Source organism: Blastocatellia bacterium (assembly GCA_035275065.1).
Lineage (GTDB): Bacteria > Acidobacteriota > Blastocatellia > UBA7656 > UBA7656 > DATENM01.
The window spans coordinates 180476-198654 of record DATENM010000039.1; the positions used below are offsets into that span (position 1 = coordinate 180476).

An 18179-nucleotide genomic window follows, 5' to 3' on the forward strand; every position below is an offset into this window, starting at 1 on the left:
ACCCTATTGCTATCCCTTTTGTCGTTGATTGGCCGAGGGCTACAATTATCAAACTATGACCCGCGGGCATCCGTCAACAAAAAAATGATAAGCGATGAGCGGCGAGTAATGCGTGAGAACCTACGGCAACAAACGCTGCCCTCACTCGCCACTCATCGCTCATCACTTTCAACTCATCACTCATCACTTCGCAGCGTCGCCAGCAGCTCGTCGCGCGTCACCGTCGCGGTGCCGACTTTGCCGACGACGACGCCGGCAGCGTGATTGGCTAAGATCGCCGCTTCGGCAAAGCTCGCGCCCGCCGCCAAAGCCAGCCCCAGCGTTGCGATCACGGTATCGCCGGCGCCGGTCACGTCATAGACTTCGCGCGCCACCGTCGCAATGCGCGTCACCTGGCCGTCATCCGTAAACAGCGCCATGCCTTCTTCGCCGCGTGTGATGAGCAGCGCCCGGCAGTCAATCGCGCCGAGCAAGCGGCGGCCCGCTTCGATCAGACTGGTTTCATCTTCGATGGCCAGACCGGCGGCTTCCGCGGCCTCTTGATGATTCGGCGTAATCACGGTCACCGGTTGATAGTTGGCAAAGCTGCGCGTCTTCGGGTCGAGACAGACAGGGATGGCGCGCGACCGCGCTGCCTCAAGTGTCGCCCGTAGCACGCCAGTCGTCAGCAAGCCTTTGCTGTAATCGGAAACCACCACAGCGTCGGCGGCGTCGAGCGCGGCGGTGAAGCGCTCGACGATGGCTTCTTCAATCGCCGTAGCGATGGGCGCGCGGCTTTCGCGGTCGGCGCGCACGACCTGCTGATTGTGAGCAATGATGCGCGTCTTGAGCGTCGTTGTGCGCGCCGGGTCAACGACGACGCCATCGCTTGCGATGCCGACTTCGTGCAGCGCCACGCGCAGGCGTTCGGCGTTGGCATCCGCGCCGGCGACGCCGACCGTCACCGGCTGTGCGCCGAGCGCGACGAGATTGGCGGCGACGTTGCCCGCGCCGCCAAGCGCCAGCGTCTGGCGTTCGACCTCGACGACGGGCACGGGCGCTTCCGGCGAGATGCGCCGCACGCGCCCCCAAATGAATTCATCGAGCATTAAATCGCCGAGCACGACGATGCGCCGGCCAGCAAATCTGGCCGTCAATTGTTCGGCGCGCTCTCTCTCCAATGTGGTCATAAGCTCAGGATGCCGAGGAGCCGGCCATTCTACCTAACTGGCTGCCAGAGCCAGTTTCAAGACATCGTCCGCCGCCGCGATGACTGCGCTCGGCGGCACTCGCTGAATCGCGAATGAGCCATCGGCATCCGGCGTATTCGTATCTTTTTGCCCCCGCGCCTCATCTGACAGGCCCCCAGCCCCCGGCCCCCGGCCCCCGGCTATCCGGTACGGCGAATCCGTCCACGGGTGCCAGACCTCAGGGTTCGACGAACCGAAGACGGCGACCAGCGGGCGGCCGAGCGCCGCCGCGATATGCATCGGGCCGCCATCGTTGCCGACGAAAGCACGCGACAGATTGATTAAGGCGACCAACTCTTTCAACGTCAAGCCGACAAGGGCCAGCGCGCCGGCCTGCGCGGCCACGGCTTTTGCCAGCGGCTCTTGCCCCGGCCCGCCGATGACGACGCTCGGCAGTTGCCAGCGGTCGCCGAGGTGCCGAACCACTTCGGCAAAACCGGCCGCGGGCCAGCGCTTCGATTCAAAAGCCGCCGCCGGCGCGATGACGGCGAAGCGGCCAATGTGGCGCAGGCTGTTAGCTTGTGCAAAGCCTCCGCTCAAGCTAACAGCTTGCGCCACACAGGCGGCCTCTAATTTTTCAAGCATGCTCTGTTCGGCAGCGCTCGACACCGCGAGGCTCAGTTGCGGTGGCTCGGCCGGCCACGGCACGCCCGACCAGTGCAGCAAGGCTAATTGCTGCTCGACACTGTGGACTTGCTTGCGCCCGAGAATCACATCCGGGTCCGGGGCGCGCAGGTCGAGCCAGCGCGAGTGTCTGTAGCCTGCATAACCGACCGACCGCCCCGCCGCGGCGAACCGCGCCAGCCCGGTTGCGGTCGTGCCGCCGTGCAGGTCAAAGGCGACGTCGTAGCGCGCGCGACGCAACTGCCCGATCAGCCGTGCGCGCCCGCTGATTGATTTTTCGGCGATGAGCAGGTGGTCAACCAGCGGGTGATCTTCGACGAGCGGCGCGGCCAGCGGCTCGCTGACGACGGTGATCTTGATCTCCGGGCGCATGGCTTTGAGCGCCGCCAGGCAAGGCGTCATCAACACCGTGTCGCCGATTGAGCGCAAACGAATGAGCAGGACTTTGCGCGCCGCCGACCAATCCGGCAACGGGATGGCCGCGTCGCGCTTCACGCTTCGGTCACTGCCTCATCGATGAGCATCACCGGGATGTCGTCTTTAATGGGGTAGACGCGGCGGCACTGCGGGCATCTCAAGCCGCTGCCGTCGGCCTTCAGTTCGACTTTCACCTTGCAGGCGGGACAAGCCAGAATCTCAAGCAAGCGCTCGCTTACGGCCACCTCGCACCTCCTTCAAATGGACGGTTCAGTCTATCACCGGCGTCCGTGAGCGTCAATTTTCGCGCCCGTAGCGCGCCGCCGCCTTTCGCTGTTAAACTCATAGAGGCATCCGCGCGTATGGCTCATGGGTTGATCCCCTGACAACTTGAATAAACGGTCGGTGCGCTTTGTGCCCTCGCATCGCTCAGCCATCACGCGCACACGGTTCGGGAGTTTCATGGTGAATAGACGTTTTGTATTCGCAATCATTCTCGCTCTCATCGTCGCCGTCTGCTCCGGGGCAACGGCGACGGCGCAGGACGATGTCGTCAAGCTCAAGGCCGATCTGGTGACGATTGACGCGACGGTGACCGACAAGGACGGTAACTTCATTCGCAATCTTAAAGCCGACGACTTCACGGTCTACGAAGACGGCGTGCCGCAGAAGCTCGACTTCTTTGAGGCCAGCGAACAGGCGGCGCTGACCCGCCCGCTCGCCGTCGTCGTCGCCATAGACACGTCGGGCAGCATCAAGCCCGAAGAGATTGCCCGCCAACGCCTGGCGACCGAAAACTTCATGCGACTGGTGCGGCCCGAATCGGTCTTTGCGGTCATCGCCTTCAACACAGAGACGCGCGTGCTGCAAGACTTCACCAGCGACGCCCGCAAGGTCAGCGCCGCCTTTCAGAAGATCGGCGAAGTCACCGGCTCGTCGCGCATCTTCGGCTCGATTGACAAAGCTGTGGGGATGCTCAAGCGCGCGCCGCGCTTCCGCGACGGGCGCCGTTTGCGGCGCGTCGTCATCGTCCTGACCGACGGCTACGACAACGTCTCGTCGCCCGAGCAGGGCGATTTGATCCGCCGCGCCAACGACGCCGAAGTGACGGTCTTCTCGATCACCCTGCCCTCATATATGCCCGGCGGCTCATCGGACAAACGCGTGATGACTCTGCTCGACGTGTCGCGCATCGTGCCGATGACCGGCGGCGCAGACTTCTCGGCGGATACCCGCGATTTCGCGCCGGTCTTCAAATCCATCGCCGAAGAGATACGCTCAGGCTACACGCTGGCTTATTACCCGCCCGAGTCGAGCCGCCGCGACGGGCGTCTGCATCAGGTGCGCGTCGAGTGCAAACGCGTGGGCGCCATCATCCGCGCCAGCCGCACCAGCTATCAATCGCCGGCGAAGTAAATCCTGGCTAAAGCGCGCCGCATCCGTTACCATTAAAGTTTGCATTACCGCGGGAATTCATCACAGAGAGCAGTAAGCGCGAATGAGTGAAAAGAAGAAAATTGGCATGGTGAGCCTGGGCTGCCCGAAGAACCTCGTCGACAGCGAGGTGATGATGGGCTTGCTGGCGCGGCAGGGCTACGAGCTGACCAGTGATTCGGCAGAAGCCGACGTGCTGGTGGTCAATACCTGCGGCTTCATCGATTCGGCGCGCCAGGAATCCGTAGACACGATTCTTGAAATGGCGCAGCTCAAGCAGACCGGCAAGGCGAAACAACTGGTGGTCGCCGGCTGCCTGGTCGAACGCTATCGCGACGACCTCAAGCGCGAGATTCCCGAAATCGACGCGCTGATCGGCGTCAATCAACTGACCGAGATTGAATCGGTCGTGGCGACGTCGCAGCCGCGCAGCCTGCCGATCTATAGCGACGGCGCCAGCGTGCCGGAGCTCTATCTCTATGACGAGACGACGCCGCGATTGCGCGCCACCGCGCCCTATACGGCGTACGTCAAGATCGCCGAAGGCTGTGACCACACCTGCGCCTTCTGCATCATCCCCAGGCTGCGCGGCGTCTTCCGCTCGCGCTCGCCCGAATCGATTCTGCACGAAGTCGAAGCGCTCACGGCACAGGGCGTCCGCGAGATCGTGTTGATCTCGCAAGACACCACCGCTTATGGCAGCGACTTGAATTTGAAAGACGGACTGGCGCGCTTGCTCGAAGCGATCAGCGACGTGCCGGGCGTCGAGTGGGTGCGCTTTCTTTACTGCTATCCGACGAATATCAGCGACGAGCTGCTGCGGGTGATGGCCGAGCGCGCGAACGTCTGCAAGTATTTCGACATCCCGTTGCAACACGCCAGCCGCCGGGTCTTGCAGCGTATGCGGCGCGGCGGCGCGCGTTCGGCTTACGAGCGCCTGATCGCCCGCATCCGCGAGCGCGTTCCCGGTGTCGCCGTGCGCACCACCTTTATCGTCGGCTTTCCCGGCGAGCGCGAGGAAGATTTTCGGGAGCTGGTCGAGTTCGTGCGCGCCGTCGAGTTCGACCGCGTCGGCGTGTTTACCTATTCCGACGAAGAGAACTCCGCCGGCATTGAGCTGGACGAAAAGGTTGACGCCAAAACCATGCGCCGACGCGAGCGCCTCTTGATGAAAGCGCAGGCACGCCTGTCGCGCCGCCGCAATCGCCGCATGGTCGGTCGGCAAGTGCGCGTCTTGCTCGAAGGCCGCTCGAAAGAGAGCGACCTGTTGCTTGAAGGGCGCATGGAAACCCAGGCGCCGGAGATTGACGGCGTCGTGTTGATCAACGACATCCCCGAAGGCCGCGAGGTGCGCCCCGGCGATTTCGTCACCGTCGAGATCACCGAAGCGCACGACTATGATCTGATCGGCCGCATTGTTTAACGACGTGCTGCGCGAAGCTCGGGTTGTGATAGAATCGCCCCACACAGAGGAAGAGCCATGTCAATTCCAAAAGAAAAATGGATGACCATAGATGACCTCTTGTTGATGCCGGATGATGGCAACCGCTACGAGGTCATCGAAGGAGAGCTTTTCGTGACACGCGCCCCGAATTTTGACCACCAGGCTGTCATCTCCAATCTGAATACACTGATTGGCATCTATTTGCGAGAGAATCCCATCGGCTCGGTTGTTCCCGGCCCCGGCGTGATCTTCAGCAAATTCAGCGGCGTCATTCCCGACCTGCTTTTCTTGACGCACAAGACGCGAAAGAAAATCCTCTCGGCAGGCAAGCTCAAGGGCGCGCCGGAACTGGCGATTGAAGTCGTTTCGCCCGGCGCTTCGAGTCACCGCCGTGACCGCGTCGCCAAGCGTCATCTATTCGCCAAGTATGGCGTTCAAGAGTATTGGATTGTTGATTACAAAACCTGCACGGTCGAAGTCTACGCCCTGGAGCAGAAGGTTCTGCAACTGGTTTCCAAACTCAGCGAACAGGATGTGCTCACCTCAAGCGTGCTGCCGGGGTTCACCTGCAAGGTCGCCGACATCTTCGCCGATTTAGATTGATCGCTCTCCTCTCTTCAAGCAAGCTGATGCGCCGACCCGCTCCTACAAAACCTCAAGAGATGCCCCCGCTCAGTCGCCTGGGCTACTATGTCGCCACGGGATTTGGCGCGGGCCATGCGCCGATTGCGCCCGGCACGTTCGGCGCGGCGGAAGGCGTCGTCCTCTTCTTCATGGTCAACGCCCTGGTCAATCAACGATTGATGCTGACGCCGCTCGCGTCGCTACTCGTCTTTGCCATCATCAACGTCGCGCTCTACGCCGTTGGCGTATGGGCCTCGGATCAGGCCATCGCCGCGACCGGCTTGAAAGACCCACGCCTCGCGGTGATTGACGAAGTGAGCGGCCAGCTCATCGCCATGACGCCGCTGATCGTCTACCCGTCGCTTGCCGGCGTTCTGGTATCGTTCCTGCTCTTTCGCGCCTTCGACATCTTCAAGCCATATCCGATTCGCAAGCTCGAACGATTGCCCGGTGGCTTCGGCATCATGAGCGATGACGCGCTTGCGGGCGTCTATGCCGCCGTGCTGACATGGCTGGCGCACAACTTCAGTTGGATTTAGCGCCGAGCGTGGTATGCGAAAAGACCTTCCGGCTCATGAGCTGCCGCCAGCCGAGATGCGACAGATCATCGCGCGTGCTGACCCGCGGGGCTCGCCGCGCGTCGAGGTCATCAAGCGAGCCGACGGCAGCGGCCCGCGTATTGGCGTCTTCGCCGCGTCGTTCAATCCCGTCACCATCGCTCACCTCGAGCTGATGCGGCGGGCGCGCGATGCCTTCTCACTCGATGAAGTGCTGGCGCTCGCGGGCCGCGCCAATGCCGATAAGCGCGGTTATGAATGCGCCCTCGAAGACCGCTTGCGGATGCTCTTGCTCGCCGTAAGCCGGGACGCGCAGCTTGCGGTCGGCATCGCCTCGCACGCTTTCTATGTTGATCTGCTTGAGGCGCTCACGTCGCTCTACCCGCAAAGCGATTTGCACTTCGTCGTCGGCTTCGATACATTCGAGCGCGTGTTAGACCGGAACGACGCTTACACCGCGAAATACCATCTTCGCTTCAACGACCGGCGTGCGGCGCTCGACACGCTTTTCTCGCACTGCCGATTCATCGTCGCCGGGCGCAGTGGCGCGGGCCGCGACGAAGTGCGCGCCCTGCTCGCCGATGAGACGGCGGCGATTCGCGAGCGCGTCTCATATCTCGATTTCCCAACCGACCTCGGCGAGCGCTCGGCCTCAGAGGTGCGCGACCGCTTGCGCGCCGGCCTGCCGATCACCGGATTGGTGCCGGCAACGGTCGAAACTTACATCGCTCGACGCGGCCTGTACTCGTAAACAGAATAAGGTTCATCGCAGATGCTCAAAGCAGAAATCATCGCCATCGGCTCGGAGTTGTTGACGCCGTTGCGCACGGACACGAATTCGCTGTGGCTCACCGAGCGGCTCAACTCTATCGGCATCAGCGTTCATCAGAAGACGATTGTCGGCGATGAAGAGGGCCGGCTCGAAGAAGCCATGCGCGACGCCCTGCGGCGCTCTGACGTCATCATTTCGACCGGCGGTCTCGGGCCGACCGAAGACGACATCACGCGCAAAATCTTTGCGCGCGTCACGGGCCGGCAACTGCGGCTCAATTACGAAATCCTTGAGCGCATTCGCGAGCGTCTGACCAGTCGCGGCTATCAGATGACGCCGAATAACGAGCGCCAGGCGCTGGTGCCGAGCGGCGCGACGCCATTGCCGAACCCCAACGGCACGGCTCCCGGCCTGCGCCTCGATCAAGAGGGCAAGCTCGTCGTGCTGCTGCCCGGCCCGCCGCGCGAAAACCAGCCGATGTTTGACACCTATGTGATGCCCGAGCTGGAACAGCGCTCGCGCGGCCTGCGCCTCAGCAAGCGGGTGTTAAAAGTCACAGGCATGGGCGAATCGCAGCTCGATGATAAGATCGCGCCGATCTATCAGCCGTACACCAACCCGACGACGACGATCCTGTTCACCGATGCTGAAGTCGAATTGCATCTGACGGCCACCGCCGAGAGCGCGGCGCGCGCCGAGGCGCTCGTCGAAGAGCTGGCCGATAAGCTCGAAGAAGCCATCGGCGACAACTGTTATTCGACGCGCGGCGAGCAGCTCGAAGAGGTGATCGGCCTGCGCTTGCGGCTGAAACAGATGACGCTTTCGACCGCCGAAAGCTGCACCGGCGGGCTGGTCGCCGAGCGCCTCACGCGGGTGCCGGGGGCGAGCGATTATTTTGCCGGAAGTATTGTGAGCTACACCAACGACGTGAAGATGAAACTGCTGGGAGTTCCGGCGGAGATGCTCGAACGGCACGGCGCCGTGAGCGGCGAGGTCGCCGAAGCGATGGCGCGCGGCGTCAAAGAGCGCACCGGCGCGACCATCGGCTTGAGCGTCACCGGCGTCGCCGGCCCCGGTGGCGGCACGCAAGCCGTGCCGGTCGGCACGGTCTATGTCGGGCTTGCCGATGATGTGACTTCGACAAATCGCCGTTTGAATTTGCTTGGCGACCGCCACTTGATTCGCTGGCGTGCCTCGACCGTCGCGCTCGAAATGGTGCGGCGGCGTTATCTCATCTAATCGAATATGCCGCAGGCTTCTCTCGATCAACTGCTCGACCAACTCGATGAAGCGAAGCGCGACTTTGGCGCGGCGGGCGGACGTGTGGCCATGCTGCTTGCTGAAATTGGTAAGCGCGAGCTTGAAGACGCTGAGGCGCTCGTCCGCTTTCACGAAGCCCTGCTTTTCATCCGCGCCTACCCGCAAGATCGCGACGCGCTGGTCGCCGCGGATCGCTTGCTCGATAGCTTCGGCCAGCGGGTTGCGGCGTTGCTCAAGGCGGGTGCCGATCCTGTGTCGTTCGATTACATCGAATACTCCGGCATCGCCGGAACGACGCTGCACGGCCACTACAGCTATGGCTTCGCGCGCTGGCTGGTGGCGTATCACACGGATGATGTCGAGATTGATTGGGCGCGCTACGAGACGCCGGAGCGATTGGCGCTGGTCTTGCCGCGTCTCGTGCCGTTGATGTACGAAGACACACTGGTCGAAGCCAACATCCCTTACCGCGACTGGATTCAAGCGGCAAAGCCCGCGGGCCTAAGCGACCTCGCATGGCTGGTGGCGCAGTTCGAGCAGTCGGATCTTTCAGAGCGCGAAAAGAGCGCCGCTTACGACACGCTCGAACTCTGGATACACTGGCGGATGGATGATTCAGCCGCCTCGCGCACCCAAAACCGCCACATGCCGGAACGAGTCTTCTACCACACAGAGCCGTTGATTCGCCGCAACGAGGTATCGCTCGAAGCCGTTATTCGCGCCCCGCTCAAGCTCGCAAAACTGTCGCGCCGCGACGGCCAGCAGGTCGTCAATCACTGCCGCGAGACGACGGGCGCGCGTTACCGCGAGCTTTATGGCATCGCCTATGGCGACCCGGCGAGCGTCGTGAAAGCTGAAGTCGGGCGCGGCCTTGAACTCTTCCTCTGGGGCTTGTCAACCGAGCGCCGCTTGCCGTTGCGCGGCTATCACGCCGGCTTCGCGCTCAAGAATGGCGTGCCGAACAATTACATCGAAGGCATCACCATCTGCGAGCGCATGGAGCTAGGCTTCAATCTGTTTTACACCTATCGCGAAGGCGAATCCGCCTGGGTCTATGCGCAGGTGTTACGAATGCTACACGGGCTGACCGGCGCGACCTGCTTCTCGATAGACCCGTATCAGATCGGCCATCACAACGACGAGGCGCTGGAATCGGGCGCGTTCTGGTTTTACCGCAAGCTCGGCTTCCGCCCGACGCGGCCCGACCTGATGAAGCTCGCGGCCAGGGAAGAGCAGCGTATCCGCGAGCGCCGCGATTACCGGACATCGCTGCGGACACTCAAGCGGCTCGCCGAAGCGCCGGTGATTTACGAGTTGCCCGGCACGAGCCGCGGCGATTGGGATAACTTCAGAGTGCGTAAGCTCGGACTGCGTGTGGCAGAGCGCACGGCGAGCCGGTTCGCCGGTGACGCGACGCGAATGCGCGCCACGGCGATCAAGCAAGTGGCGCGGGCGCTCGGCGTCAAAGTGGATGAGCTGAAGAAAGCAGAGCGCCAGGCGTTCGCCGACTTTGCGGCGGTGCTGGCGCTGATTGACGATCTCTCGCGCTGGACGGTTGAAGAAAAGCAGATGCTCGTTCAGATCATTGACGCCAAAGCCGCGAGCGACGACGCGCGCTATGCGCGACGGCTGCAAAATCATGCGCGGCTGCGTGCCGCGCTCATCGCGCTGGGCTCCTGAACTCAATACTCCAGCTTGCCATCAAACATCAGCTCTTTAACTTTGAATCGCGTATTGAGCGTGAACCCATTTGCCGCCACCTCATTGCTCATGTCGGTGTTCAGCTTTGGATTCGGCCGAGTATTGCCTGCCAGGGTGTCGCTGTTGGAAATCGTGCTGTTGAGCTTTGAGCCGGTGCCCAGCTCGGCATGAAACAACAGCTCGCCGCTATCGGGCGCGAGCAGCGGCTTGCCGCCCACGACGCGCGGGAAGACGAAGCGCGCCCCGAAGCCGTCGTTGCGCGGCGCTTGATATTCGCCGAGGAAGATGCGCTGGCCGTCGCGGGTTAACAGGTAGGTATTGTTCTTGAGGTCAACGGTCTTGAGCTTTTGCAGCAGGCTCTGCGCCTGTTGCAGCAGGTTGCTGGCGTTGCCGTCGCAGGTCACCGTGACGATCACATAATCGGGGAAATCGGCCTGCGCGAATGCCTGCAACTGCTTGCTCATCGCTTCGGGCATCTCGCCTTTGCGCTGCAACTCCATGACCCGGTAGATAGCTTGCCGCACCGGCCTCGCCGAAAACAGACGCATGGTGAAGGTGACGTTGATGACGTCAGCGATAGTGGATTGCGCGGCGCCGCGGCTGGTGGTCACCGAAGCGTTCTTCGAGGTGTCGGTGAAGGTCTGCTTCTGGCTCCAGGGCGAGTCTGTGAGCAGGCGCAGGGCTTCTTTCTCCGACCACTCGGTGTAGGGCTTCTTGTTCCATTGCGCCGCCGCGACGAGCGGCAAGGCGGCGAGCATCACGGCCAGTAGCAGGCGAATCGATTTCTTCATCGCGCCTCCAATCGGGTTATGCAAGTAAGGTGGCCTGAATGGCTGCGCCATCATAACCTCGTTTCAACGCCCTGGCAAACGCCGCAAAACCGGTGCGCCTCTGGCGTGTCAGCCCGCACAGCGATTTGTAGCCTGGGTTGACATCCCAAAAAGGGGGACGTAGAGTAGGACGGCTTTATCACCGGTACGTAGTGAGCTGCCCAGGTTCGTATCAATTCAGGGACAACTGCCAGGCTGGATTTTAGAGACGAGACGGCTGGATTTCGAGAGTCTGGTCGATCTGGCCTCACCGCCCGGGACTCTAATGCCATGGTGTGGCTGAAACAATTAGGTGCGTTTGACATAAGTCGTAGGGGGCAAGAGTCCCTGGAGTTTTGAATCAGGCATATACTGCTCGGCCACATTCACGCCTGGCCATAGACCAACAGGAAGGAGAATCATTAACCATGACCGACACGACGAACGCCCCGGAAAGCGACCCGAAAGCATGGACCTTGATGTTTTATTTTGCGAGCGATAACTCGCTCGCTTCAACCATTGTTTCGCAGCTTAAAGCGCTCAAGGATGCCGGGTTTCATCAGCAGGCAAACGTCATTGCCTATTTTGACCCTCAACCCAAAAACATCCCCAGCCACGTCTTTGACGTGAATCTGGTTGAGAAGCTCAAAAAGCCCCATCCCCCACGCCACGTTTTCGCCGGCAATGATCCCTTCACGAGAAACCTGGTCTTCGACAGGCTCTGGACAAAAAAAGATAAGGAAACGCGAGATACGCTCCGGCAATATTTCGAAGAAAAATACAAAAACCAAACCCCGCCATTCAAATACAGTCCCAAGCAGGTTCCCGACACGCTGGTCGGCGAGCAGTCGCCGCGAGAATCGCTGGCCAATTTCCTGGAGTTCTGCCGGTTAAACTATCCGGCGCGCCGCTATATGTTATTCATTCTCGGTCATGGCGTCGTCGTCGGCAATGACATCTTTTTGCTCGACGAAAACATACCCGACGACGACGATGACGATGACAAGAAGGATAACAAAAAGGATACCAAACCAGCGGCCAAAACCCCTGTCGACCAAGCAATGGTAAAGAAGCCGGCGCGCCATTCGTTAAAGCTGAAAGCCCTGGGCGAGGAGCTGGAAACGTTCAAGAAGAATATCGGCGCGGATAGCCGATTCGAGTTACTCGGACTGCATAGCTGCTCGATGAGCGGCCTGGAAGTGGCTTATGAAGTTCAGGGCACGGCCAATTATCTGCTGGCCTCGCAAGGGCCGGCGTTCGTCGGTAGCTGGCCATACAAGCAGATACTGACTCGCATCTTCAATGATCTGGAAGACCTGGCTGAAGATGATAGCCCGCCGAAGTTGGAAGAGCGGCTGATCAGGATCTTCAATTACTGCATTCAAAACGGCTACGACTTTTGGTTGGCGGGATATTCTTTCGACATGGCGCTGTGTGATCTGAACAACCTGACAGACGGCCCGCAGGGCGCCACCGCGGCGATCAAGGAATTATCCCAGGCCCTCATCGCCGGCTTGAAGGAAGAAGATGAAGCGCTAAAGAAGCAAATCAAGGACTTGATTCTCTTGGCTCACTGGGAGGCGCAGAGCTTCTGGCAGGAGCAGTATACCGATCTCTATGATTTCTGCTATCGCCTAAAGAGCAGAATCCCGGAGAAGCCAGAACCGCCTGCTAAGCTGAAAAGAATACGCGCGGCGTGTCAGGACATGATGAAGACGCTGAAACGCGGCAAGCGGGGTGAAGACAACGGCCTGATCGTACGCTCCGGGTTCATCGGGCCGGCGTTTCAATACTCGCACGGCCTCTCGGTCTTCTTTCCCTGGTCCGAGCCGGTGGATAAGAAATTCATGGATCGCTATGCCAAATACAAGTTCACCTTAAAGTTTGAGAAGGACAAGGACAGCGCATGGCTTGATTTCCTGAACACCTATTTTGTCGAAACCAGGCGCCCTCTCCACGCGGATGAGCCGAAGGACGAGACGGATGACCCCGGAACCTTAGCGCCAACACTCGTTATGCAAGACAGTCTGCTGTCCGCGCTCCAATCTATTGCTGACAGTATCTCCGGTAGTACAGGGCAACTAGGCAAGGGGCCGGGTGATCCGACCGGTGACGACTGCGAATGTCCGTCGATCAAGAATTATCCGTCCTCGACCAACACGATCAAAAAAGATTACCAGACGCCTTTGGGGCCGGACCTCGCCGAGCAGTTCGCTAGCAAGGCCCCACAGGAACAGGAGTAGGTTCGGTGTTTCTCTGAGCCGTGAGCCTTATGAAAGCGTTACCTGGCCGCCTTGGATTATTGGCTGCGCTGTTCTGGCTGGTCGCAGGCGCGGCGGCGCTTCACGCGTCCGTGGCGACAGAGTCGGCGCGGCAGCTTGCGGACGGCGCAGATGACACGGCCATCAGCTTGAAGGACCGGCAGGAAGCGCTAAAGAAGCTGACAGAGGCGGCGCAGCTCTTTCTCGACAGCGGACAGAAAGAAGAGGCGGCCCGCGCGCTCAACCGTGCGGGCCGCCTTCAGTTATTACTGAACGCGCCGAATGATGCGATCAACAGCCATCGTCAGGCATTAACCCTGCTCAAACCGGCGGCGCCGCCTGACGTCGAGGTGGATAGCTTGAACGGCATGGCGGCGGCTTATATGTTGTTGCAAAACCGGCAGGCCGCCCAGGAGGCGCTGCGCCGAGCTTTCGCCCTCAGCAAGCAGTCGGCCTATACGTCAGGCCAGGCACAGGCGCTGCTGATCCTCAGCGACTTTCAGAATTACGATAACCATGTGCTCGCCTTACAGACCGCGCAATCCGCCCTGACGCTCTGGCAAGCGCTGAGCGACAAGCGTGGGATGGCTCGCGCCTGTTCGCTGATCGGGCGCTGTTACATGGCGCAAAACCTTCTATCCGACGCCACGCAACATTATCAAACCGCGTTGCAACTCTGGCGCGAACTGAGCAACCCTCCAGAAGAGGCGGCGGCGATCATCATGATTGCTTTCATCGAGCAGCGCAAAGGTGAGTGGGAAAACAGCCTCTCGCTTTTGACCGAGGCCCAGGCCCTGCTCGATGAGGAAGCCGAGCCGCAGCGCATGGGAGAAATTGCCGCCGGCATGGCATGGGCGTTTCATGAGAATGGGCTGCCGGAAATCAGCCTCGCGCATTATCAACGGGCGCTCGATTATTTCCGCCGGGCGCAAGATATCCATATGATCTGGTATGTCACCTGGGCCATCGGCAAGGCGCATTACCTGCTGAATAACTATCCGAGCGCCGTGACCTATCTGCAACAGGCCCTCGACCAGGTTGCGCCAGATAGCATTACCGCTGCGCCGTGCTACGAATATCTCGGCAGGGTGTACATTTCAACCGGCCAATATGAGATGGCTCTGCAAAACTTAGAATGGGCGCTTGGGATTTATACGAGAACCGTCAACCCGATGGAAGCGGCGCGGGTGCGCGGCCTGCTGGGGCAAGTCTCCGAGCGCCAGGGCCTGTCGAATCAGGCGCGACACGATTACACGCAGGCGCTAGCAACCTTCAGCAAGTTATCTGATCGGTTGAATCAGGCGGCGATCTATTACGCGCTGGGGCAGTTAGAATTTCGGAGCGGAAACGATATCGTCGCCGCAGACTACTTGAGAAAATCTATCGCGGTCACCGATGACGTTCGCCGGGCTTCGGCGAGCAGCGACCTGGCCGCCGCCTTTTCGGCTACGGTTTATGAGCGTTACGAAAAGTACATCGAATGTTTAATGCATCAATATGCGGCGCGGGCGGCGCCGGCGCTGCTGGCGCAGGCTTTTGAGACCAGCGAATTGGCGCGGGCGCGCTCGCTGGCAGAGTTATTGCGCGCCACCCAATCCCATCTGATCAACGGTCTCGACCCGCAGTTGGCCGAGCAGGAAAAATCGCTGCGGCAGGCGCTCAGGGTTAAAGAAGACTATAAAGTCGCGCTATTGGCCGGGACTTACAAGACTGCGGAACTGCTTGCGCTCGATAAGGAATTGGCGCAACTAAAAGCCGCTGCGAATCAGGTCAATGAAAGCATTCGGGCGCGCTATCCGGCTTATGAGCAGATGGTCAGGCCCGCCGCCTGGACTCTGCGACAAATTCAGGAGCAGGTTATCGCGGACGACCAGACCGTGCTTTTAGAGTACAGCCTTGGCGCCGACAAGAGTTACGTCTGGGCCGTGACCCGCGATCACATTCAGAGTTACGAATTACCCGCCGGCGCAGTAATTAACGCGGCAGCACAAGAGGTCTACAAATTATTGGCGAGCCCGCCAGACCCGGAAACCGAGAAGTCATTATCCCTGGCCATTCAGAGCCTGGGGCGGATGATTCTGTCGCCGGTCGCCGCCGAGCTGAGCAAGCGCCGCCTGCTTATCGTCGCCGACGGCGCGCTCCACTACCTTCCTTTCCAGGTCATGCCAAACCCTTCGGCGGGTGACGAACCGCTGGTCGCCAGCTATGAGATTATCAACATTCCTTCGGCCTCGATTTTGGGAGAATTGCGTAAAGAAGCGCGGCCTCGGCAAGCACCGAAAGTGTTAGCCGCGTTTGGCGACCCGGTCTTTGCGGCGAATTATGCGCTTCGCAAAGAGACCGGCGATGCCGAGCCGCTGGCCGCCGCACAGTCGCCGGATGTGGCCGGCTGGCACCGCGCGCTGCGCGACATTGAGCTGAATGGAGATCGCTTCGACCCTTCGGTCATCAAGCCGCTCTTTTATGCCAGGCGCGAGTTAGCCAACCTGCGCGAGGCGGCTAACGGCAGAGAGGTGTTCATCGCCTCGGGCTTTGCCGCTACCCGCGAACAATTGCTCAGCGTGGATCTAACGCAATACGCCATTCTTCATTTTGCCACGCATGGCCTGCTTGACCCGAGGCGACCGGAGAATTCCGGTCTGGTGCTTTCCACAATGAACCGGGACAGGCAAGCGCAGAACGGCTTTGTCGGCTTGCAAGATATCTATGGATTGCGGGCGCCGGTTGGTCTCGTCGTCCTGAGCGCCTGTCAGACCGCTCTTGGCAAAGACGTGCGCGGCGAAGGCTTGCTGGGTCTGACGCGCGGGTTTATGTATGCGGGCGCATCCAGCGTAATGGCCAGTTTATGGAAGGTGGATGACGAGGCGACGGCGGAATTAATGCGCCTGGCTTACATCAACATGCTGCAAAAGGGGATGACCCCGGCGGCGGCTTTGCGCGCCGCGCAGAATGACATCCGGCACAGGCCCGAGTGGCAGTCGCCTTACTTTTGGGCGGGGTTTACCTTGCAGGGAGAATATCTCCAGGCCATTTCTCTGCCCGCCAAAAAAGTCACGCCGCATTTCAACAGCGGCGTGATCCTTGGCGGCGCGGTGATGTTAATGGCCAGCCTTGCCTTATGGTATCGCCATCACCGAAAACGAAGACAACGGCAGAGCCCTTAGCTATTCCACTTCGAAGTAATAGCTGCCATTCATCCGTTGCTCTGCGCCGTCTAGTCGGGTGACGAAGAGCTTCAGCGCATATTGCCCGCGCGCCAGTTGGGCTGCCGGAATGATCACGAGAATCGATTTCGCCTGGTTCTCAGCTACCTCAAGCGATTTCGTCGCGCCATTCTCATTCTCCAGCTCGACCCGATAGCGCGCCGCCGGCGGCGTCTGCGGCGGCAAGGCTAAAGTAATCCGTAGGGCCGCGATGTCGGAGGTGAGCTTTACCTTTTCAGCTTGTATGCCTTCGGCGCGATTGTTGTTGCTGATGGTCAAAGCCAGCGCCGCGGTGGCATGGCCCGACGGCGAGCGGGGAATGAAGAACCACAAAGCGCCGGCGATGACAGCGATAAGCGCGGCTGCGGTGGCGATGCGGAGCGGCCAGGACAGGCTTCGCCAAAAAGCGTCGAAGCGTTCCGTCCATATTGCTTTTGGCGGGGGGGCGATGCCGATAGCCTGAGATGCCGCATGGCCTTCATCCGCATAACGCCGCACGGCGGCGGCTAAAGCAACACGCGCTTGCCGCGCAGGCGTCGTCAGGTAATTCCCTTCAAAATGTTGCCGTTGTTCCGGCTCCAGCTCATCGCGCAAATAGGCCTCGATCAATTCGTCTTCAACGACGCCGATCTGATCCGGCCATTCCTCCTGAGCAAAGCACTCCTCTTCGAACCGTTCCAGAGCCTCCTCCGGCAGTTCTTTTAATAGGTAAGCAATAATACCTTGATCGGTCATCTATTTAGCACCAGGATGCTCTCGAAAAGAGCCGGTACAAATCTGAGTCGAACGACGTCCTCATTAGTATATGCTACAAACATCAGTTCGTTACGTGTCAAAGTTTTCCAGTGGGCCCTCGTTTGCGCGTTTCTGGACACAATCCGACAAACGATTACGCAGCCGGGTCACCCGAATCCGTAGCGCCAGCACCGAAATTCCTAAGGCTTCGGCTAAGCGACGCCGGAATTTAGCCCGCGACTGGCCTTGTACGTCACGACAATAGGCGAGGAGCAACTGCTGCTCATCAAGGGGGAGCTTCTCGAAACAGGGCTTTAAGATAGCGTAGATTTTTTCCACCAGCTCGCCGGAAGACTCGCTTAACTCCAGGATAAACTTGCGCAGCGCCGATTCTTCCCGCTTGATCAGGCGGTATTTTTCTTTGGCGATATTTTGCGCGATACCCAGGCAGTATTTATCCACATCGGGCACGACTGCGCCGGCAGCGATCTTGACGATGGCCCGATCAAGGGTTTCATCCGCGGCGCTCACAGGGTCCGTAAGGCCCTTCATTCTAAAAAGGCCGATGAGTCGCTTATGGAGGTTGGTATAACGGCGACCCGCATCTTCGGGATCAGGCGCGAGAAGTTCCAAAAACCGCGCGAACATCTCCTGATTGACCTGGGGCGGGCGCTTTGAATCTCTTCGGGGCGAATCCGTCATTTCTGGCTCGATCAGGCTTGATACGAATGATGGCACACGAGTAAGCTGCGCAATACATAAACCCAAAGGCTATGAACCGGGCGACCCTTATTGCTGAATGAAGCGAATTGCCCACAGCAGAATACAACAACAAATCCGGCAGAGCAAACAGCCTGATTTCCGCCCGGCAGGCGCCGTCCGTTCAAGTCACTCAGTGGTTAAGCGGGGTTCGCCCTGACGCGAGGCAAGGGGTAAGCGTTGATCTTCCGAGCGCCGCTGTGGGATACTGCTACACTGGCAGTTATGAAAATCAAGGACAACCAGGCCCTCAATATCCTCACGGTCCTAACCCGTTTTCACTTATGCATCAGCAGGCCCTTGGGTCAGACGCGATACTGACTAAACGGCCTGCGTCGTCAGGAGGTTAT

15 protein-coding genes are annotated in these 18179 nt (G+C 60.0%); 9 read left to right on the top strand and 6 right to left on the bottom strand.

Features of this window, described 5'->3' with window-relative positions; all coding sequences use genetic code 11:
- Positions 1–176: 176 nt before the first annotated feature.
- Genes rfaE1 through VJ464_08890 form a run of 3 tightly spaced genes read right to left on the bottom strand, consistent with a single transcriptional unit; the run spans position 177 to position 2515 of the window.
- The gene (gene rfaE1, locus VJ464_08880; protein HKQ05231.1) at positions 177–1169 is read right to left on the bottom strand and encodes a D-glycero-beta-D-manno-heptose-7-phosphate kinase; all 993 of its coding nucleotides are present in this window, start codon (positions 1167–1169) and stop codon (positions 177–179) included.
- Between the two features lie 33 nt (positions 1170–1202).
- Entirely contained in the window at positions 1203–2348 is a 1146-nt protein-coding gene (locus tag VJ464_08885; GenBank protein HKQ05232.1) for a glycosyltransferase family 9 protein, read from the bottom strand.
- A complete protein-coding gene (locus VJ464_08890) occupies positions 2345–2515 on the bottom strand; it encodes a Trm112 family protein (protein ID HKQ05233.1) in 171 nt (56 codons plus the stop codon). Before VJ464_08890 ends, VJ464_08885 begins: the two co-directional genes overlap by 4 nt.
- 217 nt (positions 2516–2732) lie before the next feature.
- Between VJ464_08890 and VJ464_08895 the strand changes: the two genes are divergently transcribed.
- The 7 genes from VJ464_08895 to VJ464_08925 all read left to right on the top strand — a co-directional run bounded on the left by VJ464_08895 (position 2733) and on the right by VJ464_08925 (position 10041).
- Positions 2733–3686: a VWA domain-containing protein gene (locus VJ464_08895; GenBank protein ID HKQ05234.1), complete on the top strand. Its 954-nt coding sequence runs from the start codon at positions 2733–2735 to the stop codon at positions 3684–3686.
- Between the two features lie 82 nt (positions 3687–3768).
- Positions 3769–5127, top strand: a complete 1359-nt coding sequence (rimO, locus tag VJ464_08900) for a 30S ribosomal protein S12 methylthiotransferase RimO (GenBank protein ID HKQ05235.1) — start codon at positions 3769–3771, stop codon at positions 5125–5127.
- Between the two features lie 57 nt (positions 5128–5184).
- Complete coding sequence (locus tag VJ464_08905; protein HKQ05236.1) at positions 5185–5751, top strand: Uma2 family endonuclease; 567 nt, start codon at positions 5185–5187, stop codon at positions 5749–5751.
- A gap of 59 nt (positions 5752–5810) precedes the next feature.
- Positions 5811–6311 carry a phosphatidylglycerophosphatase A gene (locus tag VJ464_08910; GenBank protein HKQ05237.1) on the top strand — a complete coding sequence of 167 codons (501 nt, stop codon included), beginning with the start codon at positions 5811–5813 and terminating at the stop codon, positions 6309–6311.
- A gap of 13 nt (positions 6312–6324) precedes the next feature.
- A complete protein-coding gene (locus VJ464_08915) occupies positions 6325–7080 on the top strand; it encodes a nicotinate-nicotinamide nucleotide adenylyltransferase (GenBank protein ID HKQ05238.1) in 756 nt (251 codons plus the stop codon).
- A 21-nt stretch (positions 7081–7101) separates the two neighbouring features.
- The gene (locus tag VJ464_08920) at positions 7102–8340 is read left to right on the top strand and encodes a competence/damage-inducible protein A (protein HKQ05239.1); all 1239 of its coding nucleotides are present in this window, start codon (positions 7102–7104) and stop codon (positions 8338–8340) included.
- A 6-nt stretch (positions 8341–8346) separates the two neighbouring features.
- Positions 8347–10041, top strand: coding sequence for a hypothetical protein (locus tag VJ464_08925; GenBank protein HKQ05240.1), 1695 nt, complete (start codon positions 8347–8349; stop codon positions 10039–10041).
- A gap of 2 nt (positions 10042–10043) precedes the next feature.
- On the opposite strand, the gene VJ464_08930 is transcribed toward VJ464_08925, so the two are convergent.
- Positions 10044–10853, bottom strand: a complete 810-nt coding sequence (locus VJ464_08930; protein HKQ05241.1) for a hypothetical protein — start codon at positions 10851–10853, stop codon at positions 10044–10046.
- A 446-nt stretch (positions 10854–11299) separates the two neighbouring features.
- On the opposite strand from VJ464_08930, the gene VJ464_08935 reads away from it, so the two are divergent.
- Both VJ464_08935 and VJ464_08940 read left to right on the top strand, forming a co-directional pair.
- Positions 11300–13114: a clostripain-related cysteine peptidase gene (locus VJ464_08935; protein ID HKQ05242.1), complete on the top strand. Its 1815-nt coding sequence runs from the start codon at positions 11300–11302 to the stop codon at positions 13112–13114.
- Between the two features lie 29 nt (positions 13115–13143).
- Positions 13144–16296 (top strand): CHAT domain-containing protein, encoded by a 3153-nt coding sequence (locus tag VJ464_08940; protein ID HKQ05243.1) that lies wholly within the window; start codon positions 13144–13146, stop codon positions 16294–16296.
- On the opposite strand, the gene VJ464_08945 is transcribed toward VJ464_08940, so the two are convergent.
- Both VJ464_08945 and VJ464_08950 read right to left on the bottom strand, forming a co-directional pair.
- Positions 16297–17070: a hypothetical protein gene (locus VJ464_08945; protein ID HKQ05244.1), complete on the bottom strand. Its 774-nt coding sequence runs from the start codon at positions 17068–17070 to the stop codon at positions 16297–16299. It abuts the gene before it with no gap.
- A gap of 90 nt (positions 17071–17160) precedes the next feature.
- Entirely contained in the window at positions 17161–17808 is a 648-nt protein-coding gene (locus VJ464_08950; GenBank protein HKQ05245.1) for a hypothetical protein, read from the bottom strand.
- Positions 17809–18179: the final 371 nt, after the last annotated feature.

Bases quoted from the DNA above. Each gene is read 5' to 3' on its own strand.
- rfaE1 (HKQ05231.1), bottom strand. From the start codon at position 1,169: ATGACCACATTGGAGAGAGAGCGCGCCGAACAATTGACGGCCAGATTT.
- VJ464_08895 (HKQ05234.1), top strand. From the start codon at position 2,733: ATGGTGAATAGACGTTTTGTATTCGCAATCATTCTCGCTCTCATCGTC.
- rimO (HKQ05235.1), top strand. From the start codon at position 3,769: ATGAGTGAAAAGAAGAAAATTGGCATGGTGAGCCTGGGCTGCCCGAAG.
- VJ464_08905 (HKQ05236.1), top strand. From the start codon at position 5,185: ATGTCAATTCCAAAAGAAAAATGGATGACCATAGATGACCTCTTGTTG.
- VJ464_08910 (HKQ05237.1), top strand. From the start codon at position 5,811: ATGCCCCCGCTCAGTCGCCTGGGCTACTATGTCGCCACGGGATTTGGC.
- VJ464_08915 (HKQ05238.1), top strand. From the start codon at position 6,325: ATGCGAAAAGACCTTCCGGCTCATGAGCTGCCGCCAGCCGAGATGCGA.
- VJ464_08920 (HKQ05239.1), top strand. From the start codon at position 7,102: ATGCTCAAAGCAGAAATCATCGCCATCGGCTCGGAGTTGTTGACGCCG.
- VJ464_08925 (HKQ05240.1), top strand. From the start codon at position 8,347: ATGCCGCAGGCTTCTCTCGATCAACTGCTCGACCAACTCGATGAAGCG.
- VJ464_08930 (HKQ05241.1), bottom strand. From the start codon at position 10,853: ATGAAGAAATCGATTCGCCTGCTACTGGCCGTGATGCTCGCCGCCTTG.
- VJ464_08935 (HKQ05242.1), top strand. From the start codon at position 11,300: ATGACCGACACGACGAACGCCCCGGAAAGCGACCCGAAAGCATGGACC.
- VJ464_08940 (HKQ05243.1), top strand. From the start codon at position 13,144: ATGAAAGCGTTACCTGGCCGCCTTGGATTATTGGCTGCGCTGTTCTGG.
- VJ464_08945 (HKQ05244.1), bottom strand. From the start codon at position 17,070: ATGACCGATCAAGGTATTATTGCTTACCTATTAAAAGAACTGCCGGAG.